Raw genomic sequence first — 22,168 nt, 5'->3', positions numbered from 1 at the left:
CCATCGTCGACGCCCTGAGCGGTGACCCCGCGCTGCGCGACTACCACCTGCTCCCATGTTGGGAGTCCTCCTCGTCCTGGTCGGGGTCGCGCACGTGGGGGGTGCGGGGGCGGAACCGGTCACTGGAAGCCGGTAGGCATGTACTGGTCGACGTTGGTCTTGTCGACGACGGCCGAGTAGAGCGTGATCGACGCGGGGATCTCGAACTCGGCCATGCCGCCGATGCCCTTGCCCTGGCCGAGGGCGCGGGCGAGGTCGATCGCGGAGGCGGCCATGGTCGGCGGGTAGAGCACCGTCGCCTTGAGCACGCCGTCGTCCTGCTTGATGGCCTGGAAGGCGGAGAGCGCACCGGCCCCGCCGACCATCAGGAAGTCGTCGCGCCCGGCTTGCTCGATGGCCCGCAGCGCGCCCACGCCCTGGTCGTCGTCGTGGTTCCACAGCGCGTCGAACTTCGACTGGGCCTGGAGCAGCTGGGCCATCTTGGCCTGGCCGGACTCGACGGTGAACTCGGCGGCCTGGCGCGCGACCTTCTTGATGTTGGGGTAGTTCTTCAGGGCGTCGTCGAAGCCCTTGGTGCGCTGCTTGGTCAGCTCCAGGTTGTCCAGGCCCGCCAGTTCGATGACACGGGCGCCCGACTTGCCCTTGAGCTTCTCGCCGATGTAGTGCCCGGCGTTGAGGCCCATGCCGTAGTTGTCGCCGCCGATCCAGCAGCGGTAGGCCTGCGGGGTGTTGAAGATCCGGTCGAGGTTGACGACCGGGATGCCCGCGCGCATCGCCTTCAGCCCGACCTGGGTGAGGGCCTTGCCGTCGGCGGGCAGCACCACCAGGACGTCGACCTTCTTGTTGATGAGGGTCTCGATCTGGCCGATCTGCTGGGCGGTGTCGTTGGAGCCCTCGGTGATCTCCAGGGTGACGTCCGAGTACTTCTCGGCGCGCTCCTTGGCGTTGTCGTTGATGGCGTTGAGCCAGCCGTGGTCGGCCTGCGGTCCGGCGAAGCCGACGGTGACCTTCTTGCCCGGCTTGTCGTCGGCGGCGGGCTGGTCGTTCCCGGCCGGCTCGTCCTTGGCGTCGGACGGCTCGTTGCTCGTGCAGCCCGTGAGGAGGGCACCGGCGGAGACGGCGGCGGCCCCGAAGAGCAGTCCTCTGCGGCTCGCGAAAGGCATCTGGTCTGTCATGGCGGTGAACCCTTTCCTCAGGTCGTGCTCGCGGTACGGCGCTGGACCAGCACGGCGGCGACGATGATCGCGCCCTTGGCGATCTGCTGGACGTCGCTCTGCAGGTTGTTCAGGGCGAAGATGTTGGTGATCGTGGTGAAGATCAGGACGCCGAGGACGGAGCCGACGATGGTGCCCCGGCCCCCGCTGAGCAGGGTCCCGCCGATGATCGCGGCGGCGATGGCGTCGAGTTCGTAGAGGTTGCCGTTGGTGTTCTGGCCGGAGCCGGACAGGATGATCAGCAGGAAGGCGGCGATGCCGCAGCACAGGCCGGACAGCAGATAGAGGTAGAGCCGCTGGCGGCGTACGTCGATGCCGGCGAGCCGGGCTGCCTCCGGGTTGCCGCCGACGGCGACGGTGCGGCGGCCGAAGGTGGTGCGGTTGAGCACCAGCCAGCCGATGACCGTCACTACGGCGAAGACCATGACCAGGGGCGGGATGCCGAGGATGTAGGCGTCGCGTTCGCCCAGGTCGAGAACGGAGGGCACGGTGACGATCTGGGTCTTGCCGTCGGTGATCTGCAGGGCGAGGCCGCGGGCGGAGGCCAGCATGGCGAGGGTGGCGATGAACGGCACCATCGCGCCGTAGGCGATGAGCACCCCGTTGACGAGGCCGCAGCCGACTCCGACGACCATCGCTGTGAAGAGGATGCCGGCGAAGCCGTACTCCTGGGTGGCCACCGTCGTCGCCCACACCGAGGCGAGGGCGACGATCGCGCCGACCGACAGGTCGATGCCGCCGGAGACGATGACGAAGGTCATGCCGACGGTGACGACGCCGATCACGGAGGCCTGGGTGAGGACGAGTTGCAGGTTGCGGGTGTCGAGGAACTCGTCGGGCTTGGTGATGCCGCCGATGAGGATCAGTGCGGCGAGCACGCCGAGCAGGGAGAGGGTGCGGACGTCGGCGCGGAACAGCAGGCCGCGCCAGGCCGGGGGCTGAGCCTCGGGCACCTTGTCGGTGCTGTCCCGCGGCGGGGAGACGGGCTGCGTCATGACGCCGGGCTTCCTTCCATGACCAGGTCGAGTACGCGGTGTTCGTCGAGTTCGCGCGCGGGTGCCGTGTGGACGACACGGCCCTCGCGCAGCACCAGGACGCGGTCGGCGAGGCCGAGCACCTCGGGCACCTCGCTGGAGACCAGCAGTACGGCGAGGCCTTCATCGGCCAGCCTGCGGACCACGGCGTACAGTTCGGCGCGCGCGCCGACATCGACGCCGCGGGTGGGTTCGTCGAGCAGCAGCACCCGGCAGCCGCGCAGCAGCCAGCGGGCCAGGACGGCCTTCTGCTGATTGCCGCCGGACAGGGTGCGCACGGGTACGGACGGGTTGTCCGGCCTGAGCGACAGCTCGCGTGTCGCGGCCCGGGCGGCACCGAGTTCGGCGCGCCGGTCGATCCAGCCGCCGCGCGAGAAGCGGGACATGGAGGAGACCGACACATTGCGGGTGACGGACTCCAGCATCAGCAGGGCCTGGGCCTTGCGTTCCTCGGGGGCGAGCCCTAGCCCGGCGCGGACGGCGGCCCGTACGCTGCCCGGCTTCAAGGGCCGTCCGTCGACCAGTACCTGACCGGACGTCGGTTTCCGGGCCCCGTAGACGGTCTCCAGGATCTCGGAGCGGCCCGAGCCGACGAGTCCGGCGAGGCCGACGATCTCGCCGGGCCGCACCTCCAGGTCGAAGGCCTCGAACTCCCCTTGACGGGCCAGCCCTTGAATCCGGAGAACCGATTCTCCGGTCGGCGGGGAGACGGGCCGGCCGGGGAAGACGTACTCGACGTTGCGGCCCGTCATCAGCGCGACGACCTCGCGGGTGGGTGTCGACTTCGCCGGGAGCCCGTTCGCGACGGCCCGGCCGTCCTTCAGCACGGTGACCCGGTCGCCGATGCGCCGGATCTCCTCCAGGCGGTGCGAGATGTAGACGACGGCGACTCCGGCGGCGGTGAGATCGCCGACGATGCGGAAGAGGTTGTCGACCTCGTCCGGGTCGAGGGCGGCGGAGGGTTCGTCCATCACGATGAGCCGCACGTCGTGGGAGAGCGCCCGGGCCATGGACACGATCTGCTGCTGCGCGGCCGACAACTCCCCCACCAGACGGGCGGGATCGACCTCCGGATGCCCGAGTCGCTGGAGGAGCCGAGCGGTCGAGTCGCGCGCCGTCTTCCCGCGTACGACGAACCCGGCGGCGGTCGGCTCGTGGCCGAGGTGGACGTTCTCGGCGACCGACAGATGCTCCACCAGGTCGAGTTCCTGGTAGATGGTGGCGATGCCGAGGCGCATGGCGGCGATCGGCGAGCGGAGGGTGACCTCCTCGCCGCGCCAGCGGATGGTGCCGGTGTCGGGCTGATGGGCACCGGCCAGGACCTTGATGAGGGTCGATTTGCCCGCGCCGTTCTGGCCGAGCAGGCAGTGCACCTCACCGGCCTGGACGTCGAGGTCGACGCCGTCGAGGGCCCGGACGCCGGGGAACGACTTGGTGATGCCGGACATGCTGAGCAGCGGTGGTTCTGGTGCCATGAGGTCCCCTTGGCGGGCGTGCGGGCCGGTTTCAGGGCAGGGCGGAGCGCGGAGCGGAGCAGGGAACTGTGCGGGGCGCGGTACTGGTACGCCGTGCTGAACTGTGCGCTTACGCGGGTGAGAACAGGTGATCGCTGATCAGCCGGGCCGCGCCGATGACACCGGCGGCGGGTCCCAGCTCGCCCAGGACGATGGGCAGATTGCCGGTCGCCAGCGGCAGCGACTGGCGGTAGACCTGGGTGCGGATCGCGGCGAGCAGCGTGTGGCCGAGGCCGGTCACCCCGCCGCCGATCACCACAAGACCCGGGTTGAAGAAGCTGACCAGGCCGGCGATGACCTGGCCGGTGTGATTGCCGCCCTCGCGGATCAGGTCGAGTGCGGTGGCGTCCCCCGCGGCGGCCGCGGCGGCGACATCGACGGCCGTGAGACCGCCGTTCGCCTCGAGACGCGACGCCAGTTCGGCCGAAAGCCCTTGCTGGGCGGCCTCCGTGGCGTCACGGGCGAGGGCCGCCCCGCTGAAGTGGGCCTCAAGGCAGCCCCGGTTGCCGCAGGCGCAGGGCCTGCCGTCGGACACGGCCTGGATGTGCCCGATGTCGCCGGCGCTGCCCGTCGTACCGCGGTAGACCTCACCGCCGACGACGATGCCGCAGCCGATGCCGGTGCCGATCTTGACGCAGAGGAAGTCGGCGACGGTGCGGGCGACGCCCGCGTGCTGCTCCCCCATCGCCATGAGGTTCACGTCGTTGTCGACCATGACCGGGCAGCCGAGTTCCTGGCTGAGCGCCTCCCGCACGGGGAAGCCGTCCCAGCCGGGCATGATCGGCGGTGCCACCGGAATGCCCTCGGGGAAGCGGACCGGGCCCGGGACGCCGATGCCGGCGCCGTCGAACCCCTCCGCGAGCCCGGAGGCCTTCAGTTTCGCGGCCATGGCCAGGACCTGCTCGAAGACCGCGACCGGACCTTCGCGCACGTCCATGGGCTGGTTGATGTGGCCGAGGGTCTCCAGTTCGGCGTTGGTGACGGCGACGTCGACCGAGGTCGCGCCGATGTCGACGCCGAGGAAACGCAGACCGGGGTTGAGCCGGATGTTGTGGGAGCGACGGCCACCGCGCGAGGCGGCGAGTCCGTCGGCCACGACCAGCCCCGTCTCCAGCAGCCGGTCCACCTCCACGGCGAGCTTGGACCGCGAGAGGTCGACCTGGTCGCCCAGCTGGGCACGGGAGTTGGGGCCGCCGTCGCGCAACAGCGTGAGCAGCCGGGCCTGGTGGGCGTTTCCGGGTCGTGCGGTCATACGTCTCACGAGCCCCTCCCCGCCTCGATCGGCCTGTGCGCGCCGGTTTCCCGCCACATCAGTGGCTTGCTTTCGGAGGGAACGTAGCAGCGGCTGCCGGTGGTGGGAAGAAGTCGCGCAGGAATTGCCCTCTACTTTTTCCACTCACAGGACAAAGGCGTATAGCGGGAGTTGAGGGGCGGGAACCGCCGACAGCCGCTGAGGCTCTACGTACGCGCCCGCGCGTGGTACGACCGCCGGGTGTGCTCGGTGTGTTCGCGCATCAGCTGGGTGGCCCGCTGTTCGTCCCGGTCGGAGATGGCCGCGATCAGTTCGCGGTGCTCGATCCAGGACTGCTGGCCGCGCTGACGGGCCACCGGCGTGTAGTACCAGCGCACCCGCCGGTCGACCTGGGCGGCGAGTTCGGCGAGGACCGCGTTGCCGGCGAGCTCCATGATCTTGGTGTGGAAGCGGGCGTTCATGGCGACGGCGCCGTCCACGTCGTCGGCCTCGACGGCCTTCTCGCCCTCCGCGCAGAGGGTTTCCAGGGCGCTGAGGCCGGCGCTGTCGGCGTTGGCCGCCGCGAGCCGGGCCGCCTCGGCCTCCAGGAGCGTACGGACCGTGAGGAGCTGGTCGGCCTCCTCCTCCGTCGGCTCGTGCACGAACGCGCCCTGGGCGGGCCGCAGATCGACCCACCCCTCGGTGTTGAGCCGCTGCAGCGCCTCGCGCACCGGCTGCCGGGAGACGCCCAGATGCCCGGCGAGTTCGCTCTCGACGAGGTGCTGGCCGGGCTGGAGGGCGCGGGTGGTGATGAGTTCGAGGAGTGCCTCGTAGACACGGTCACGCAGCGGACCCGGGCGTTCCAGCTTGGGTACCGCCCCCTGGGGCAGGCCTGTCGAAAGCATCGCGGTCCCCCTCCTCGGCAGGGCCGTGCACAGCGCGGCGGCTGCCGGTGTCGCCGCAGAGTCAGTATCGATTGTCTTTCGTCTACAGTCTACGGCGCACAAAGGCCAGGGATCCGGGCAGTTGGCCGCGTCACACCAGGGCGGCACCACGGCGGCCCCGGAGTGGACTCAGGGGCAGCGCACGACCTGTCCCGCGTACGACAGGTTCCCGCCGAAGCCGAACAGCAGGACCGGGTCGCCGGTGGAGACCGCGCCCTGTTCGACGAGCTTGGAGAAGGCGAGCGGGATGCTCGCGGCCGAGGTGTTGCCGGACTCGGTGACATCGCGCGCGACGACGGCGTTCACGGCACCGATCTTCTCGGCGAGGGGTTCGATGATGCGCAGGTTCGCCTGGTGCAGCACGACCCCGGCGAGGTCCGCCGGCTCCAGACCGGCCCGCTCGCACGCCCGGCGCGCGATGGGCGGCAGCTGAGTGGTCGCCCAGCGGTAGACACTCTGCCCTTCCTGGGCGAAACGGGACGGAGTGCCCTCGATCCGCACCGCGTGTCCCATCTCGGGCACCGAGCCCCACAGCACCGGCCCGATGGCGGACTCCTCGGCGGCCTCGACCACCGCGGCCCCGGCCCCGTCCCCGACGAGCACGCAGGTGCTGCGGTCGCTCCAGTCGGTCACCTCGGACATCTTGTCGGCCCCGATGACCAGCGCACGGCTCGCGCCCCCCGCGCGGACGGCGTGGTCGGCGGTGGCCAGGGCATGGGTGAACCCGGCGCACACGACGTTGAGGTCCATGGTGGCCGGGTGCGGCATCCCGAGGCGGGCCGCGACCCGGGCCGCCATGTTGGGCGAGCGGTCGACGGCGGTGGAGGTGGCGACCAGCACCAGGTCGATGTCGGCGGGGGCGAGGCCGGCCGCCGCGAGGGCCTTGGCGGCGGCATGGGCGGCCAGCTCGTCGACCGGCTCGTCGGGCCCGGCGATGTGGCGGGTGCGGATACCCACCCGGCTCCTGATCCACTCGTCACTGGTGTCCACCAGGCCCGCCAGGTCCTCGTTGGTGAGCACCTTGGCGGGCTGGTAGTGGCCGACGGCGGCGATGCGCGAGCCGTTCATCTGGGTGGGTCCCCCTCGTTGCCTTGGGTAGCGGGACCCACCAGTCTGATCAGTGACTCACGGGTACGACGGCAGCCAAGGCAACAGGAAACCGGCGCCATGCTTGTCAGCTTCGGTCAGGACCTCGGACGCCCGGACACCTGTCGCACACCGGGGCGGCCCTGTCCCGCCACCGGCCTCAGCCGGTGAACAGCTGTGTCGCCTTCCGGACGAGCTCGTACAGCCCGTAGGCGAGCGGCACGCCAACCCACACCCAGGCGAAGGCGATCAGCCACCGCCGGTCCGGGCTAGGCGGACTCTGACTGCTGCTGGACACGATCGGCCTCCTTCGGCTGCGGGACGTGATGGCGGGGGTCGACGGGCCGGACGAGTTCGTTGGCGACGAAGCCGACGACGAGCAGGCCGATCATGATGACGAAGGACAGCCCGTACAGGGACGCGCCGTGCCGGCCCGCCTCCTCCTGCCGGTCGGCGATCCAGTTCACGATGAGCGGCCCGAGCACACCGGCCAGGGACCAGGCCGTGAGCAGCCGCCCGTGGATGGCGCCGACCTGGTGCGTGCCGAACAGGTCCTTGAGGTACGCCGGGATCGTCGCGAAGCCGCCGCCGTAGAAGGAGAGGATGACCAGCGCGCACAGGATGAACAGCGGCTTGGAGGTGTCGCCGAACAGGGCGATGAGCGCGTACATCAGCGCGCCGACGCCCAGGTAGACGCGGTAGATGTTCTTCCGGCCGATCAGGTCGGACGTCGACGACCAGCCGATGCGGCCCGCCATGTTCGCGGCCGACAGCAGGGCGACGAAGCCGGCGGCGGCCGTCACGGACACCGGTGCGGAGGTGTCCGCGAAGAAGTCCGTGATCATCGGGGCGGCCTTCTCCAGGATGCCGATGCCGGCGGTGACGTTCATGCAGAGCACGGTCCACAGGAGCCAGAACTGGGGAGTGCGCAGCGCCTGTTTCGCGGATACCTGCGGGCCGGTGGGGGCTTGTCGCGCAGTTCCCCGCGCCCCTGAGGCATGAGGCGGAACCCGGACCAACAGCACACCCAGCAGCATGAAGACGGCGTACGACAGGCCGTGCACCAGGAACGCCAGGGCGATGGCGCCGCTGTCGGACCCGAACGACTCCAGCATCTGCGCCGACCACGGCGAGGCGATCAGCGCACCGCCGCCGAAGCCCATGATGGCGATGCCGGTGGCCATGCCGGGCCGGTCCGGGAACCACTTGATCAGTGTGGAGACGGGCGAGATGTACCCGATGCCGAGGCCGATGCCGCCGACGAAGCCGTAGCCGAACACGATCAGCCAGTACTGCTCGAGGGACGCGCCGAGCGCGGAGAGCAGGAATCCGGAGGAGAAGCAGACCAGGGCGACGGTCATCGCCCAGCGGGGGCCGTTGCGTTCCACGAGCGTGCCGCCGAACGCGGCGGACAGGCCCAGCATGACGATGCCCAGCTGGAAGGGCAGCGCGCTCTGTGTGCCGCTGAGGCCGAGCGCGGACTCGAGGGGCGGCTTGAACACGCTCCAGGCGTAGGCCTGGCCGATGGAGAGATGTACGGAAAGAGCGGCGGGCGGAACGAGCCAGCGGCTCCAGCCCGGGGGCGCGACTGGGGGACTCATGAATCCCGGACGGTAGGCAGTCACAGGGGAGTTGAAAAGGCGGCACGTCGACCGTATGCGGTGAACGGTATTCAGCATGCGCCGAACGGTCACCGCGCGAACCCTTGCCGCCCCAACCTCCATACTGTAGACAATATTTCGTCGACACAAGCCGCACGGCGCGTTCCTGAGCGGTCGTGCGGCGGTCAACCTCCGCGGTATCCCTCAAACCGAACGGAGTGTTCCCGTGAAAGTCGCAGTTCTCGGCGCCGGTGCCATCGGCGCCTACGTCGGCGCCGCGCTCCATCGCGCGGGTGCCGAGGTGCATCTCATCGCCCGTGGACCGCATCTGGCGGCCATGAGGCAGCACGGAGTCCGGGTGCGCAGCCCGCGGGGCGATTTCACCGCGCACCCCCACGCGACCGACGACCCGGCCGAAGTGGGCCCGGTCGACTACGTCTTCCTGGGCCTGAAGGCCAACGCGTACGCGGCGTGCGGGCCGCTGATCGCGCCGTTGCTGCACAGGACGACGGCGGTCGTCGCGGCCCAGAACGGCATCCCCTGGTGGTACTTCCACCGGCACGGCGGCCCGTACGACGGCCACCGCGTCGAGAGCGTGGACCCGGACGGCGCGGTCAGTGCGGTGCTCGCGCCCGAACGGGCCGTCGGGTGTGTCGTCTACGCGGCCACCGAACTCGAAGGGCCGGGCGTCGTACGGCACTTGGAGGGCACACGGTTCTCGATCGGCGAGCCCGACCGCAGCCTCTCGGCACGCTGTCTGGCCTTCAGCGAGGCGATGCAGGCTGGCGGGCTGAAGTGCCCGGTGGAGCCCGATCTGCGGGACGACATCTGGGTCAAGCTGCTCGGCAACATCTCCTTCAACCCGATCAGCGCGCTGGCCCGCGCGACCATGCGGCAGATGTGCCTGCACGGCGGCACCCGCCGGGTCATCGAGATCATGATGACCGAGACGCTCGCGGTCGCCCGGGCCCTCGGCTGCGAGGTCGGCGTCTCCATCGAGCGCCGGCTCGCGGGCGCCGAGCGGGTCGGCGACCACCGCACCTCCACGCTCCAGGACCTGGAGCGCGGCAAGCCGCTCGAACTCGACGTACTCCTCGCGGCGGTCGTCGAGCTGGCGGAGATCACCGGCGTTGAGGTGCCCACCCTGCGCACCGTGCACGCCATCTCGGACCTGCTCGCGCTGAGGAGCGCCGCATGAGGAAACGCGACCGGACCCCCAAGACCTACACCCGGCTCACCCACCCGCTCGTCAGGGACTCCCGCGACGAGCCGTTCCGGCAGGCCACCTGGGAGGAGGCCCTGGACCGGGCCGCCCGGGGCATCGCCCGCAACCGCGGCGCCTTCGGGATGTTCAGCTGCGCCCGCGCCACCAACGAGATGAACTACGTGGCGCAGAAGTTCGCCCGGGTCGTCATGGGCACCAACAACGTCGACTCCTGCAACCGCACCTGTCACGCCCCGAGCGTGGCAGGCCTGTCAGCGGCGTTCGGCTCGGGCGGCGGGACGTCGTCGTACGAGGAGATCGAGCACACCGACCTGATCGTGATGTGGGGCTCCAACGCCCGTTTCGCGCACCCGATCTTCTTCCAGCACGTGCTGAAGGGGATCAGGAACGGCGCCCGGATGTACGCGGTCGATCCGCGCCGGACCTCGACCGCCGAGTGGGCGGAGGGCTGGCTCGGCCTCAACGTCGGCACCGACATCCCGATGGCGCACGCGATCGGCCGCGAGATCATCCACGCGGGCCTCGCCAACGAGGCGTTCATCGAGCGGACGACCACCGGCTTCGAGGAGTACCGGGCGCTGGTCGAGCCGTGGACGCTGTCGCTCGCCGAGAAGGTGACGGGCGTACCGGCCGCGGCGATCCGTGAGCTGGCGCACGCCTACGCGCGTGCCGAGCGCGCCCAGTTGTGCTGGACCCTCGGCATCACCGAGCACCACAACGGCACCGACAACGTCCGCGCCCTGATCAACCTGTCCCTGCTCACCGGCCATGTCGGCCGCTACGGCTCGGGCCTGCAGCCCCTGCGCGGGCAGAACAACGTGCAGGGCGGCGGCGACATGGGCGCGATCCCCAACCGGCTGCCGGGCTTCCAGGACATCCTCGACCCGGACACCCGGCTGAAGTTCGAGTCGGCCTGGGACACCGTCATCCAGCCGCACTACGGACTGAACCTCACGGAGATGTTCGAGGCGATGGAGGAGGGCGGTCTCAAGGCCGTCTACTGCATCGGCGAGAACCCCGCCCAGTCGGAGGCCGACAGCGAGCAGGCCGTACGGCGGCTGCGACAGCTGGACTTCCTCGTCGTGCAGGACATCTTCCTGACGAAGACGGCCGAGCTCGCGGACGTCGTCCTGCCGGCCACCGCCGGCTGGGCGGAGACCGAGGGCACCACCACCAACAGCGAGCGGCGGGTGCAGCGGGTCCGCAGGGCCGTCACCCCGCCCGGCGAGGCGCGCGAGGACATCGACATCCTCTGCGACCTCGCCGGCCGGCTCGGCCACGACTGGAAGTACGCCGACGCCGAGACCGTGTGGAACGAGCTGAGGTCCGTCTCGCCCGACCACTACGGCATGACGTACGAGCGTCTGGAGGAGCACCAGGGCATCCAGTGGCCGTGCCCCAGCACGGACGGGCTCGAACCGACCTATCTGCACGGCCGGTTGTGGGAGGCGGACCGTTCGAAACGCGGCCCGCTCGCACCCTTCGGGATCGTGCAGCACGACCCGCCCGTGGACCTCACCGACGAGCGGTACCCGATCCGGCTGACCACCGGGCGGCGGCTGGACTCGTACAACACCGGTGTGCAGAGCGGCGGTTATGCCTCGCCGCTGCGGCGCGGCGAGTACATCGAGCTGTGCCCGGAGGACGCCGAGCGCTACGGGGTCGTGGTCGGGGAGCAGGTTCAGGTCACCTCGCGGCGCGGGTCGGTGACCGCGCCCGTGTGGGTGGACACCGCGCTGCGGCCCGGGCTCGCCTTCATGACCATGCACTTCCCCGACGAGGTGGACACCAACGCGCTGACGATCGAGGCGAACTGCCCGATCGCGGGGACGGCGGAGTTCAAGGCGTCGGCGATCCGCATCGAGAAGCTGCCCATCGCGACCATCGTGGGGTGACGCACTGTGGACCTGCACTTCGGTGACAGCAAGCCGACGGACGAGGAGCGGGCGGCCGTCGACGCCCTGCTCGGGCCGCCCGAGTCCTCCTGGGAGGGCGCCGATCGCTCCGATGCCGATCTCAGGTGGGCCCGGGGCGGGCGTGAGGCCCGCGACCGCCGGGACCTGCTGTTGCCGGGGCTGCACGCCCTCAACGACCGGATCGGCTGGATCAGTGACGGCGCCCTCGACTACCTGTGCCGGCGGCTGACGGTACCGCCGGCGGAGGCGTACGGGGTCGCCACCTTCTACGCCATGTTCTCGGTCAAGCCCCGCCCGGCGACGGTGCTCCAGGTGTGCACGGACCTGGCGTGCGCGGCGGCCGGGGCGCCGGAGCTGTGCGCCGGGATCGAGGCCCGGCTGGGACTCGGCAGCGGTGTCACGGTGGAGCGCAGCCCCTGTCTGGGCCTGTGCGAACGGGCCCCGGCGGCGCTCGCGGTCAAGGCCGGGGATCCGGTGCGTACGGCGGTGTCGGCGCCGGCGACCGTCGAGCGGGCCGTCCTCGCCGCGAGTGCGCCCGACTCGGCGCCGGAGGAGCCGCCCGCGGCGCTGGCGGTGCCCCAGGCCGGGCAGGACGGTCTGATGCTGCTCCACCGCGTCGGCGTGGTCGACCCGGCGTCCCTCGACGACTACCGCGCCCACGGCGGCTGCACCGCACTGCGCCGGGCCTTCGAGCTGGGCCCGGCCGGGGTGATCCGCGAGGTCACCGACTCGGGCCTGGTCGGGCGCGGCGGTGCCGCCTTCCCCACGGGCCGCAAGTGGCAGGCCACGGCGTCCCAGCCCGATCATCCGCACTACCTCGTCTGCAACGCCGACGAGTCCGAGCCGGGCACCTTCAAGGACCGGGTGCTCATGGAGGGCGACCCGTACGCGCTCATCGAGGCGATGACGATCGCCGCCTACGCGACCGGCGCCCACCAGGGTTACCTCTATCTGCGCGGCGAGTACCCGCGCGCGCTGCACCGGCTGGAGCACGCGATCGCGCAGGCACGCGCGCGTGGACTGCTCGGCGACGACATCCTCGGCCAGGGCTACGCCTTCGACATCGAGATCCGGCGCGGCGCGGGCGCCTACATCTGCGGTGAGGAGACCGCCCTGTTCAACTCCATCGAGGGGTACCGGGGCGAGCCCCGCTCGAAGCCGCCGTTCCCTGTGGAGAAGGGCCTGTTCGGCAAGCCGACGGTGGAGAACAACGTCGAGACGCTGGTCAACGTCCTGCCGATCCTCACGATGGGCGCCCCGGCGTACGCGGCGATCGGCACGGAGAGGTCCACCGGTCCGAAGCTGTACTGCGTCTCGGGGAGCGTGGAGCGGCCCGGTGTCTACGAGTTGCCGTTCGGCGCGACGCTGGGCGAGCTGCTCGCGCTCGCCGGGGTGCGGGAGGGGCTGCGGGCGGTGCTGCTCGGCGGGGCGGCGGGCGGTTTCGTCCGGGCCGACGAGCTCGGCGTCCCGCTCACCTTCGAGGGGACGCGGGAGGCGGGCACGACGCTCGGCTCGGGGGTCGTGATGGCCTTCGACGACAGCGTGCCCCTGCCCCGGCTGCTGCTGCGCATCGCCGAGTTCTTCCGGGACGAGTCGTGCGGGCAGTGCGTGCCGTGCCGGGTCGGGACCGTGCGGCAGGAGGAGGCGCTGCACCGGATCGTGGAGCGCACCGGTGCCGACGCCGCCGGGGACATCGCCCTGCTGAGGGAGGTCGGCCGCGCGATGCGGGACGCCTCGATCTGCGGTCTCGGGCAGACCGCGTGGAACGCCGTGGAATCCGCCATCGACCGTCTGGGGGCGTACGAATGACCGTCACACCGCTGGGGATCCCGCGCCGTCTGCTGGAGTTCACGCTCGACGGGGAGCCGGTACGGGCGCCGGAGGGCTCGACGATCCTCGACGCCTGCCGGGCCGCCGGGAAGGACGTCCCGACCCTGTGCGAGGGCGACACGCTCCGGCCCAAGAACGCCTGCCGCGTCTGCGTCGTCGAGGTCGAGGGGGCCAGGACCCTCGTCCCGGCCTGCTCCCGCAAGGCCGAGCCCGGGATGGAGGTGCGCACCGACACCGAGCGGGCCCGGCACAGCCGGAAGATCGTCCTGGAACTGCTCGCGTCCTCCGTGGACCTGTCGACGACCCCGAAGGTCGCGGAGTGGCTCAAGGAGTACGAGGCGAAGCCCGACCGCTTCGGCCCGGACGCGGCCCGGCTCAACGAGGAACCGAAGGTCGACAACGACCTCTATGTGCGCGACTACGACAAGTGCATCCTCTGCTACAAGTGCGTGGACGCCTGCGGCGACCAGTGGCAGAACACCTTCGCGATCTCGGTCGCCGGGCGCGGTTTCGACGCCCGGATCGCCGTGGAGCACGACGCGCCGCTGACCGACTCGGCGTGCGTGTACTGCGGGAACTGCATCGAGGTGTGTCCCACGGGCGCGCTGTCCTTCAAGTCGGAGTTCGACATGCGCGCGGCGGGTACGTGGGAGGAGTCGCGCCAGACGGAGACGACCACGGTGTGCGCGTACTGCGGAGTGGGCTGCAACCTGACGCTCCATGTGCAGGACAATGAGATCGTGAAGGTCACCTCACCGCACGACAACCCGGTGACCCACGGCAATCTCTGCATCAAGGGCCGCTTCGGCTACCAGCACGTACAGAACCGGGGCTGATCAGGACATGGGACGAGTCACGGAACGACGCAAGGTGCTCCGCATCCGGGACGGGGCGGTCTCCAGCCGCCCGGACACGCTCGTCGCGGAGGAACCCCTGGAGATCCGGCTCAACGGCAAACCCCTGGCGATCACCATGCGCACCCCGGGCGACGACTTCGCCCTGGCCGCGGGCTTCCTGGTGAGCGAGGGGGTGCTGGGCGGGCAGGACGACCTCCAGAACATCGTCTACTGCGCCGGGGCGACGGTCGACGGGTCCAACACGTACAACATCGTCGACGTGAAGACGGCGCCGGGCGTGGTGATCCCCGACATCACGCTGGAGCGGAACGTCTACACCACCTCCTCCTGCGGCCTGTGCGGCAAGGCGTCGCTGGACGCGGTACGCACGACGGCACGGTGGCCCATCGCCGACACTCCCCCGGTCCGGGTCACCCCGGAGCTGCTGGCGAGCCTGCCCGACCGGCTGCGCGCGGCCCAGCGGGTCTTCGACCGGACGGGGGGCCTGCACGCGGCGGCGCTGTTCTCCGAGGAGGGCGAGCTGCTGGACGTCCGGGAGGACGTGGGCCGGCACAACGCGGTCGACAAGCTGGTCGGCCGTGCCCTGCGGAACGGGGACCTGCCGCTGTCGCGGACGATCCTGCTCGTCTCGGGCCGGGCCTCCTTCGAGCTGGCGCAGAAGGCCGTGATGGCCGGGCTGCCGGTGCTGGCCGCGGTATCGGCGCCGTCCTCGCTGGCGGTGGATCTGGCCGCCGAGACCGGCCTGACGCTGGTGGGCTTCCTGCGGGGCGGTTCCATGAACGTGTACGCGGGTGAGGACCGGATCGCTCTGCGGGCGGCGGCCGCCCAGGGCTGAACAGGTTCCTCCGCGACACGGCGGCGGGGCCCCGACCGGCGGGGAGCGCCCCCTGCGCCGCAGGGGCCCCGTCTCACATCTGCCCAGCCGCCTCAGTCAGCCGTGCCGGATATCCGTCGCAGCATCCCGGTGAACTGCTCGCGTTCGGCTGTCGAGAGCGGGGCGAGCAGCTCGTCGTTCGCGGCCCGGGCCGCCTTCTCGCAGCGCTTGAGCAGCCGGGCTCCCCGTGCGGTGAGGGACACGGCGTTCTTGCGGCGGTCCTTCGGATCGGGCTCGCGCAGCACCAGGTCGGCCGACTGGAGGTCGTCGAGGATGCCGACCAGGTCCTTGGGGTCGAGCCGGATCCCGCGGCCGAGGTCGGCCTGGGCGACGGGGGCGAGGTCACGTACGGCGGAGAGCACCACGTGGTGCCACATCTTCATGTCCTCCTCGGCCAGCGCCTCGGCCACCAGGGTCCGGCCGCGGGCGGCGGCGCGGCCGAGCAGCCAGCTGGGCAGGGAGCGGATCGCGGGCAGAGGGGCTTCCGACATGGCCGCAGCCTAGCCAAGAAATCGTTGGTCCTTCCTATGATCGTCCTATACCGTTGGGCTCCCCAACGACTTCATTGGGAGTACCAACGACCACCGGAGGTGCGATGCGCCGCGTCCGCTACGAATCCCGAGGCGGCCCCCTGTTCGTGGAGGAGGCTCCGGTCCCCGAGCCCGGCCCCGGAGAACTGCTCGTGCGCGCGGAGGCGATCGGCGTCACGCTCCCGGTCGTACGCAAGGTCACCGAGGCGGCCGAGCCGGTCCCGCTCGGCGGCGAGATCGCCGGGGAGGTCACGGCCGCCGGCGAGGGCGTCACGCGCTTCGGCACCGGCGACCGGGTGACGGGGCTCTGCTTCGGCCACGGCTACGCCGACTTCGCCCTCCTGCACGAGGCCATGGCCTCCCCGGTGCCGGCCGGTGCCCGTGCCGTCGACGCGGTCGCCCTGGTCCGCAGCGGCCTGGTCGCCCTCGGCGCCCTGGCCGCGGCCCGGCCAGAACCCGGCGAGGCGGCCCTGGTCACGGCGGCGGCGAGCGGCGTCGGCCATCTGGCCGTCCAGCTGGCCAGGACACGGGGCGCGGGCCGGGTCGTGGGGGCCGTTTCCGACCCGGCGAAGGCCGGCTTCGTCCGCGACCTGGGCGCCGACCACGTCGTCACGTACGGCGACGACAGCTGGGGCACTCCCGTCGACTACGCCCTGGACGCGGTCGGCGGCGAACTGCTCACCCGGGCCCTCGCCGCGCTCGCCCCGGAGGGACGGCTGGTGGCGTACAGCTCGGGCGGCGGCACCGTGCAGGCGTACGACCTGCTGGTGGGCGCCAAGTCGGTGATCGGGTTCCAGATGGCGCGTATCGCGCGCGGGAGACCGGAGTTGTACGAGCAGTGGCGCGAGGAGCTGTGGCGGCTCTTCGCGGCGGGAGAGATCGCACCCGTGGTCCACGGGGAGTTCGCCCTGGCGGACGCCGCGAAGGCCCACGGGGAGATCGAGGCACGGGCCAACCACGGAAAGGTCGTCCTGATCCCCTGACGCACGCTTCTTGTGGGGGGTCTGTGAGTCCAAGTACCGTCTGTGGCCCCACACATGGGACGTGGGATGTCCGGTTGTCCGCACCTCCGCCGCCCGGATGTCCGTTCCCATGCCTCGGTGGTCCAGCCGACAGACGCATGAAGGGCAGGTCGCACCATGCCGTCAAGTCTTCGCGCACGTCTGAGATCCACCCTGACAGCCGTTCTCGCCGCCGCCGCGCTGCTCGCGCCGGCCCTCCCCGCCCAGGCCCGGCCGGCCACGGCCTTACCGGAGTTCGAACAGCAGGTCCTCTTCAAGGCATCCCAGGACCCCGGCTACGCCTGCTTCCGTATCCCGGCGATCGTGCGGACCACGTCCGGCACACTGCTCGCCTTCGCCGAGGGCCGCGTCCTCAACTGCGGTGACGCGGCCGACATCGACATCGTCCTCAAGCGCTCCACCGACGGCGGCCGCACCTGGGGGCCGCTCCAGGTCGTCACCGAGGGCGCCGGCGACACGCACGGCAACCCGGCGCCCCTCGTGGACCGCAAAACCGGCCGGATCCTGCTGGCCGAGACGTACAACACCGGCCGGACCGACGCCGGGAACTGCACCGTCCCCTGCGACCGCACCCCGCATCTCCAGCACAGCGACGACGACGGCAGGACCTGGTCGAAGCCGCGCGACCTGAGCGACCAGATCCTGCCCGCGCACTGGAACTCCTGGTACGCCACCGGCCCCGTGCACGGCATCCAGCTCACCCACGGCAAGCACGCCGGGCGGCTCGTGTTCGGCGTCAACACCGAGACGTGGGACGGCAGCCGGGTCACCGCGAACCACGCCGCGCTCATCGTCAGCGACGACGGCGGCGACCACTGGCGGGTCGGCGCCACGGACTCCTGGCCCATAGCGCAGGACGGCACGTTCCGGCAGAAACCCTCCGAGGTGACGCTCACCGAACGCACCGACGGCGCCGTCCTCGTCAGCGGCCGGGAACAGGACGGCACCGATCTGGGCCACCGTGCCCAGACCCTCAGCCGGGACGGCGGCGACAGCTTCGCCACGCCCTTCCGCGACCTCCCGGACCTCTACACCCCACAGGTCCAGGGCGCGACCGTACGCCTGGGCGACCGGCTGCTGCTGTCCGCTCCGGCCGACCCCGACCGCCGCCGGACGATGATGGTCCGCTCCTCCTACGACGGCGGGCACACCTGGGACAGCGTGGACCGGGGCACGGTCGTCACCACCGACTGGTCCGGCTACTCCGACATGGCGGCCGTCAACGGCACCACGGTGGGCCTGCTGTACGAGGGCGGCGCGGTCGACGCCCGCGACGAGATCCGCTTCGCCCGCTTCACCGAGGACTGGCTGAAACCGCGCCGGGGCCCCGACCCGACCACCCGTGACGCCGCGTCGGCCGCGACCCCCGCGGCCGTGCTCGGCGGTGCCGCCCGGACCACCGGCGTGCGCGGAGGTGCGCTGTCCTTCGACGGCACCGACGACGCCGTACGGCTGCCGTACCGGTCCCGGCTCCCGCTCGGCGAAGGGGACTTCACCGCCTCGCTGTTCTTCCGCTACACGGCCACGACCGGCGAACAGCCCTTCCTGTGGATGGGCGGCATCGGCAGCACGCAGCCGCAGATCTGGCTGCGCGGGGAGCCGGCGAGCAATCGGGTCCGGGGGCTCATCACCACCCGGTCGGGCGCGAGCACCGTCAGGTCGGCCTCGGTGTGGACCGACGGCGCCCACAACGACGGACGCTGGCACCATCTGGCCCTGCGCCGGGGCGCCGGGAAGCTGACGCTCTTCCTCGACGGTGCGCCGCTCACCACCACGGACGTGCCGGGCTCGGTCAGCCGTAACTCCCCGTTCGGTGTGCACATCGGCCAGCGGATGGACAGCAGGGCGTACCTCAGCGGGGCGGTCGACGACGTCCACGTCTGGAACCGGGCGCTGTCCGACGAGGAGTTGGCGTCCGGCGCCGCGAAAGCGGCCGCCGGCGGCACCGTCCTGTGGCTGCCCATGGACCAGGTGAGCGGCAGCAACTAACGTCACGGAGCGTGCCCGACGACTCAAGAGCAGCACGAGCACGACAGCGCACCGGAACCGGGATCGGCCTGCTGCTGGCCCTGGTTCTCGGTGCCGCCCTGATCGTCGCCCTTCCGGAGGACGAGAGCCGGAAGGACGACGCCGCCTGCCGGGCACGGACGGTGGACTCCTGGCAGGCGGACGACGGCCTCACCGCCGAGTTCGCGCGCTACGGCGACGACGCGGGCCGCACCGACGACTGGACGGGCGGCGACGGCACCCACTCGCTGCGGCTGCCCGACGGCCGGGTGCTGTGGCTGTTCTCCGACACCTTCCTGGGCCGGGTGTACGGCCCGCCCAACCCGGCCGGCGAGTCCCACGCCTGGCGGGACACCGCCGCGCCGCTGGTGCGCAACTCGGCCGTGCTGATGCGGGAGGGCCGACTGGAGACCACCCTCCCCGCCCCGCTCTTCGCCGACCCGGCGCCGAACCAGTGGCGCTGGCCGGTCGCCGCCCGCGTCGAACCCCGCTCCCCCGGCTCCTCCGAGCAGGTGGTCCGGGTACTGCTGTGGGTGCGCACGGCCGGCCAGGCCCCGTGGATCTACGGCGTGCCCACCGCGACCGAGGTCGCCACCCTGTCGCTGCCCGGTCTGCGCCTGGAGTCGATCACCAAGGTGCTCGACCAGCAGCTGGTCCCCGACCCGTCCCGGCGTGTGCTCTTCGGCACGACCCTGGTCGAGCAGGACGGCTGGACATACGTCTTCGGCGGCGACGACGGCCGGGCCGCCTCCCGCCCGGCCTCGCACGCCTACGTGGCACGCGTACGGGAGGGCGGGCTCGGGGATCCGGCGGCCTGGCGGTACTGGAACGGCTCGGCGTGGACGGCCGCCGCCCGGCCCCGGCCAGTGCTCGGGGACGGGCAGCGCAAGGGCGTCGGCAGCGCGTTCTCGGTCGTCCGGGACGGCGGAACATATGTGCTGTTCACGATGGCCACGGGCACCAAGGGCCTGACCACCGTGGCCTCGTACTGGGCGTGCTCCCCGGCCGGGCCCTGGCACGGGCCGGCGAAGGAGTTCAGTCCGTCGCTGCCGCAGGGCCAGGTGGCCGCCTACAACCCGCAGGTCCATCCGGTGCTGAGCGGCGACGGACGGCTCGTCCTGAGCTACGACGTCAACTGGCTGGAGACGACCGGCGCCGCGGCCCAGCTCAGCCGGAACGTGTCCCTGTACCGACCGCGGTTCGTGTCTCTGCGGCTGACTCCGTCGGAGTGACCTCGGCGCGGGGGTCGCGCGAGCGGCGCTTGGCGATCACCGCGCACACCATCAGCTGCATCTGGTGGAAGAGCATCAGCGGCAGCACGGCCAGCGAGGCGTGCGCGCCGAACAGGACGCTCGCCATGGGCAGTCCGGAGGCCAGCGACTTCTTCGAGCCGGCGAACTGCAGGGTGATCCGGTCCTCCCGGCTGAAGCCCAGTCCCTTGCCGCCGTACCAGGTCAGCAGCAGCATCACGGCGAGGAGCACGGCCTCGACACCGAGCAGCGCACCCAGCCGGGCGGGGCTGACCTGGTGCCAGATGCCCTGCACCATGCCCTGGCTGAACGCGGTGTAGACGACGAGCAGGATCGAGCCGCGGTCCACGAGGCCGAGGACCTTCTTGTGGCGGGTGACGAAGCCGCCGATCCAGCGGCGCAGCAACTGTCCCGCGAGGAACGGCACGAGCAGTTGCAGCACGATCTTCAGCAGCGAGTCGGCGGAGAACCCGCCGCCGCTGCCGCCGAGCAGCGAGGCCGCGAGCAGCGGGGTGGCCACGATGCCGATCAGTGAGGAGAAGGAGCCCGCGCAGATCGCGGCGGGCACGTTGCCGCGGGCCATCGAGGTGAAGGCGATCGACGACTGCACGGTCGACGGGACGAGCGTGAGGAACAGCAGGCCCTGGTAGAGCGGGTCCGTGAGGATCACCGGCACCAGCCCGCGGGCCGCGAGGCCGAGCAGCGGGAAGACGACGAAGGTGGCGGCCAGGACCGTGATGTGCAGCCGCCAGTGCCGAACGCCGTCCAGCGCCTCACGGGTGGACAGCCGGGCTCCGTAGAGGAAGAACAGGAAGGCGATCGCCGCCGTGGAGGCCCCGGACGCCACATCGGCGACCGACCCGCGGGCCGGGAACAGCGCGGCGACTCCCACGGTCGCCAGCAGGAGAAGGATGTACGGGTCGATCGGCATCCGGCGCGGCCGGCGCAGGCGTTTCACGGTGCTCCACTTGCTCGGTACTTGTTGCTCGGTACGTACGGGCGGTGCGGGGCCGGGGCGGCCCCCTCCCATCCTGCTCCCCGGTCCGGCGATCGGGAATCCCGTATACCGCTCTGACTGTCATCACGATCCGCGATAACCTGGGGCTCATGTACGACCCGGCCCATCTGCGCACGTTCCTGTCGGTGGCGCAGACGCTGAGCTTCACGCAGGCCGCGCGGCGGCTCGGGCTGCGGCAGTCGACGGTCAGCCAGCACGTGCGACGGCTGGAGGACGCCACCGGGCGGACGCTGTTCACACGGGACACGCATTCGGTGGAGCTGACGGAGGACGGCGAGGCCATGCTCGGCTTCGCGCGCCGGATCCTGGAGGTGCACGAGCAGGCGGCGGCGTTCTTCACGGGCACCCGGCTGCGCGGCCGGCTGCGCTTCGGCGCCTCCGAGGACTTCGTGCTGACCCGGCTGCCCGAGATCCTCGAGGGCTTCCGGCACGACCATCCGGAGGTCGACCTGGAGCTCACGGTCGAGCTGTCGGGCACGCTGCACGAGCAGTTGGCCGCCGGGAAGCTGGACCTGGTCCTGGCCAAGCGGCGCCCCGAGGACCCGCGCGGTGAGCTGGTCCGGCACGACAGGCTGGTGTGGATCGGCGCGGAACGCCTCCGGCTCGATCCGGGCCGCCCGGTGCCGCTGATCGTCTACCCGCCGCCGGGCATCACCCGCGCGCTCGCCCTGGAGGCGCTGGAGCGGCAGGGCCGCGAGTGGCGTGTGGTGTGCACGAGCGGCAGCCTCAACGGACTGGTCGCGGCGGCCCGGGCCGGCCTCGGCGTGATGGCCCACTCCCGCGGTCTCATCCCACCGGGTCTGGTCCGGGTCCCGGACCGGGCGGGCCTGCCGGAGCTGGGGCAGGTCGATTTCGTGGTGGTCCACGGCCGGCGCCGCCCCTCCGCGCCGGGCGCGGCGGACGCCCTGGCGGCGGCGCTCCTGGCGGGCGGGGACCGGCTGCGCCGCAGCTCACGCAAGGACCTGTGACAACCGGAGTGACGGAATCCGCCGCCGCCGCGCTGACAGAAGAGACG

19 protein-coding genes are annotated in these 22,168 nt (G+C 71.4%); 9 read left to right on the top strand and 10 right to left on the bottom strand.

What is annotated here, in order from left to right; all coding sequences use genetic code 11:
- Nucleotides 1-119 precede the first annotated feature (119 nt).
- The 8 genes from ACWIF2_RS22550 to ACWIF2_RS22515 all read right to left on the bottom strand — a co-directional run bounded on the left by ACWIF2_RS22550 (nt 120) and on the right by ACWIF2_RS22515 (nt 8,624).
- Nucleotides 120-1,175, bottom strand: a complete 1,056-nt coding sequence (locus ACWIF2_RS22550) for a substrate-binding domain-containing protein (protein WP_454362421.1) — start codon at nt 1,173-1,175, stop codon at nt 120-122.
- Nucleotides 1,176-1,192: 17 nt separating this feature from the next.
- Nucleotides 1,193-2,209, bottom strand: a complete 1,017-nt coding sequence (locus ACWIF2_RS22545) for an ABC transporter permease (protein WP_454362420.1) — start codon at nt 2,207-2,209, stop codon at nt 1,193-1,195.
- Nucleotides 2,206-3,723: a sugar ABC transporter ATP-binding protein gene (locus tag ACWIF2_RS22540; RefSeq protein ID WP_454362419.1), complete on the bottom strand. Its 1,518-nt coding sequence runs from the start codon at nt 3,721-3,723 to the stop codon at nt 2,206-2,208. Before ACWIF2_RS22540 ends, ACWIF2_RS22545 begins: the two co-directional genes overlap by 4 nt.
- A gap of 109 nt (nt 3,724-3,832) precedes the next feature.
- Nucleotides 3,833-5,014 (bottom strand): ROK family transcriptional regulator, encoded by a 1,182-nt coding sequence (locus tag ACWIF2_RS22535; protein ID WP_399016471.1) that lies wholly within the window; start codon nt 5,012-5,014, stop codon nt 3,833-3,835.
- Between the two features lie 206 nt (nt 5,015-5,220).
- On the bottom strand, nt 5,221-5,898 hold the full coding sequence (locus tag ACWIF2_RS22530) for a GntR family transcriptional regulator (RefSeq protein WP_454362418.1): 678 nt from the start codon (nt 5,896-5,898) through the stop codon (nt 5,221-5,223).
- 168 nt (nt 5,899-6,066) lie between these two features.
- Nucleotides 6,067-7,005: a beta-ketoacyl-ACP synthase III gene (locus ACWIF2_RS22525; protein ID WP_454362417.1), complete on the bottom strand. Its 939-nt coding sequence runs from the start codon at nt 7,003-7,005 to the stop codon at nt 6,067-6,069.
- Nucleotides 7,006-7,183: 178 nt separating this feature from the next.
- Entirely contained in the window at nt 7,184-7,324 is a 141-nt protein-coding gene (locus tag ACWIF2_RS22520) for an MFS transporter small subunit (RefSeq protein ID WP_425584286.1), read from the bottom strand.
- Nucleotides 7,293-8,624, bottom strand: coding sequence for an OFA family MFS transporter (locus ACWIF2_RS22515; protein WP_454362416.1), 1,332 nt, complete (start codon nt 8,622-8,624; stop codon nt 7,293-7,295). The genes ACWIF2_RS22520 and ACWIF2_RS22515 overlap by 32 nt, the downstream gene beginning before the upstream one ends.
- Nucleotides 8,625-8,850: 226 nt before the next feature.
- On the opposite strand from ACWIF2_RS22515, the gene ACWIF2_RS22510 reads away from it, so the two are divergent.
- Genes ACWIF2_RS22510 through fdhD form a run of 5 tightly spaced genes read left to right on the top strand, consistent with a single transcriptional unit; the run spans nt 8,851 to nt 15,287 of the window.
- A complete protein-coding gene (locus ACWIF2_RS22510; protein ID WP_454362415.1) occupies nt 8,851-9,822 on the top strand; it encodes a 2-dehydropantoate 2-reductase in 972 nt (323 codons plus the stop codon).
- Nucleotides 9,819-11,744 (top strand): molybdopterin oxidoreductase family protein, encoded by a 1,926-nt coding sequence (locus ACWIF2_RS22505; protein WP_454362414.1) that lies wholly within the window; start codon nt 9,819-9,821, stop codon nt 11,742-11,744. Before ACWIF2_RS22510 ends, ACWIF2_RS22505 begins: the two co-directional genes overlap by 4 nt.
- Before the next feature lie 6 nt (nt 11,745-11,750).
- A complete protein-coding gene (locus ACWIF2_RS22500; RefSeq protein ID WP_454362413.1) occupies nt 11,751-13,574 on the top strand; it encodes an NAD(P)H-dependent oxidoreductase subunit E in 1,824 nt (607 codons plus the stop codon).
- Entirely contained in the window at nt 13,571-14,431 is an 861-nt protein-coding gene (locus ACWIF2_RS22495) for a 2Fe-2S iron-sulfur cluster-binding protein (RefSeq protein WP_454362412.1), read from the top strand. The genes ACWIF2_RS22500 and ACWIF2_RS22495 overlap by 4 nt, the downstream gene beginning before the upstream one ends.
- 7 nt (nt 14,432-14,438) lie before the next feature.
- The gene (gene fdhD / locus ACWIF2_RS22490) at nt 14,439-15,287 is read left to right on the top strand and encodes a formate dehydrogenase accessory sulfurtransferase FdhD (RefSeq protein WP_454362411.1); all 849 of its coding nucleotides are present in this window, start codon (nt 14,439-14,441) and stop codon (nt 15,285-15,287) included.
- A 92-nt stretch (nt 15,288-15,379) separates the two neighbouring features.
- On the opposite strand, the gene ACWIF2_RS22485 is transcribed toward fdhD, so the two are convergent.
- Nucleotides 15,380-15,817, bottom strand: a complete 438-nt coding sequence (locus tag ACWIF2_RS22485) for a MarR family winged helix-turn-helix transcriptional regulator (RefSeq protein ID WP_454362410.1) — start codon at nt 15,815-15,817, stop codon at nt 15,380-15,382.
- A 104-nt stretch (nt 15,818-15,921) separates the two neighbouring features.
- On the opposite strand from ACWIF2_RS22485, the gene ACWIF2_RS22480 reads away from it, so the two are divergent.
- From ACWIF2_RS22480 to ACWIF2_RS22470, 3 genes are all read left to right on the top strand, one after another.
- Entirely contained in the window at nt 15,922-16,839 is a 918-nt protein-coding gene (locus tag ACWIF2_RS22480; protein WP_454362409.1) for a quinone oxidoreductase family protein, read from the top strand.
- Nucleotides 16,840-16,995: 156 nt separating this feature from the next.
- Nucleotides 16,996-18,867, top strand: a complete 1,872-nt coding sequence (locus tag ACWIF2_RS22475) for an exo-alpha-sialidase (RefSeq protein ID WP_454362408.1) — start codon at nt 16,996-16,998, stop codon at nt 18,865-18,867.
- A gap of 11 nt (nt 18,868-18,878) precedes the next feature.
- Complete coding sequence (locus ACWIF2_RS22470; protein WP_454362407.1) at nt 18,879-20,117, top strand: DUF4185 domain-containing protein; 1,239 nt, start codon at nt 18,879-18,881, stop codon at nt 20,115-20,117.
- Here ACWIF2_RS22470 and ACWIF2_RS22465 read toward each other — a convergent pair.
- The gene (locus ACWIF2_RS22465) at nt 20,053-21,066 is read right to left on the bottom strand and encodes a bile acid:sodium symporter family protein (protein ID WP_454362423.1); all 1,014 of its coding nucleotides are present in this window, start codon (nt 21,064-21,066) and stop codon (nt 20,053-20,055) included. The genes ACWIF2_RS22470 and ACWIF2_RS22465 overlap by 65 nt on opposite strands.
- Nucleotides 21,067-21,242: 176 nt before the next feature.
- On the opposite strand from ACWIF2_RS22465, the gene ACWIF2_RS22460 reads away from it, so the two are divergent.
- The gene (locus tag ACWIF2_RS22460) at nt 21,243-22,121 is read left to right on the top strand and encodes a LysR substrate-binding domain-containing protein (RefSeq protein WP_454362406.1); all 879 of its coding nucleotides are present in this window, start codon (nt 21,243-21,245) and stop codon (nt 22,119-22,121) included.
- The last annotated feature ends 47 nt before the right edge of the window (nt 22,122-22,168 follow it).

The sequence above is a fragment of the Streptomyces sp. NPDC055506 genome (genome assembly GCF_053643595.1).
Note: the sequence above shows the minus strand (reverse complement) of the source record. Positions and strands in the feature narration are given on the sequence as shown.

What these genes read in the sequence shown, in the direction of transcription:
- ACWIF2_RS22460 (WP_454362406.1), top strand. Translation starts at nt 21,243, where the DNA reads ATGTACGACCCGGCCCATCTGCGCACGTTCCTGTCGGTGGCGCAGACG.
- ACWIF2_RS22525 (WP_454362417.1), bottom strand. Translation starts at nt 7,005, where the DNA reads ATGAACGGCTCGCGCATCGCCGCCGTCGGCCACTACCAGCCCGCCAAG.
- ACWIF2_RS22540 (WP_454362419.1), bottom strand. Translation starts at nt 3,723, where the DNA reads ATGGCACCAGAACCACCGCTGCTCAGCATGTCCGGCATCACCAAGTCG.
- ACWIF2_RS22515 (WP_454362416.1), bottom strand. Translation starts at nt 8,624, where the DNA reads ATGAGTCCCCCAGTCGCGCCCCCGGGCTGGAGCCGCTGGCTCGTTCCG.
- ACWIF2_RS22485 (WP_454362410.1), bottom strand. Translation starts at nt 15,817, where the DNA reads ATGTCGGAAGCCCCTCTGCCCGCGATCCGCTCCCTGCCCAGCTGGCTG.
- ACWIF2_RS22530 (WP_454362418.1), bottom strand. Translation starts at nt 5,898, where the DNA reads ATGCTTTCGACAGGCCTGCCCCAGGGGGCGGTACCCAAGCTGGAACGC.
- ACWIF2_RS22550 (WP_454362421.1), bottom strand. Translation starts at nt 1,175, where the DNA reads ATGACAGACCAGATGCCTTTCGCGAGCCGCAGAGGACTGCTCTTCGGG.
- ACWIF2_RS22475 (WP_454362408.1), top strand. Translation starts at nt 16,996, where the DNA reads ATGCCGTCAAGTCTTCGCGCACGTCTGAGATCCACCCTGACAGCCGTT.
- ACWIF2_RS22480 (WP_454362409.1), top strand. Translation starts at nt 15,922, where the DNA reads ATGCGCCGCGTCCGCTACGAATCCCGAGGCGGCCCCCTGTTCGTGGAG.
- ACWIF2_RS22505 (WP_454362414.1), top strand. Translation starts at nt 9,819, where the DNA reads ATGAGGAAACGCGACCGGACCCCCAAGACCTACACCCGGCTCACCCAC.
- ACWIF2_RS22465 (WP_454362423.1), bottom strand. Translation starts at nt 21,066, where the DNA reads ATGCCGATCGACCCGTACATCCTTCTCCTGCTGGCGACCGTGGGAGTC.
- ACWIF2_RS22545 (WP_454362420.1), bottom strand. Translation starts at nt 2,209, where the DNA reads ATGACGCAGCCCGTCTCCCCGCCGCGGGACAGCACCGACAAGGTGCCC.
- fdhD (WP_454362411.1), top strand. Translation starts at nt 14,439, where the DNA reads ATGGGACGAGTCACGGAACGACGCAAGGTGCTCCGCATCCGGGACGGG.
- ACWIF2_RS22535 (WP_399016471.1), bottom strand. Translation starts at nt 5,014, where the DNA reads ATGACCGCACGACCCGGAAACGCCCACCAGGCCCGGCTGCTCACGCTG.
- ACWIF2_RS22495 (WP_454362412.1), top strand. Translation starts at nt 13,571, where the DNA reads ATGACCGTCACACCGCTGGGGATCCCGCGCCGTCTGCTGGAGTTCACG.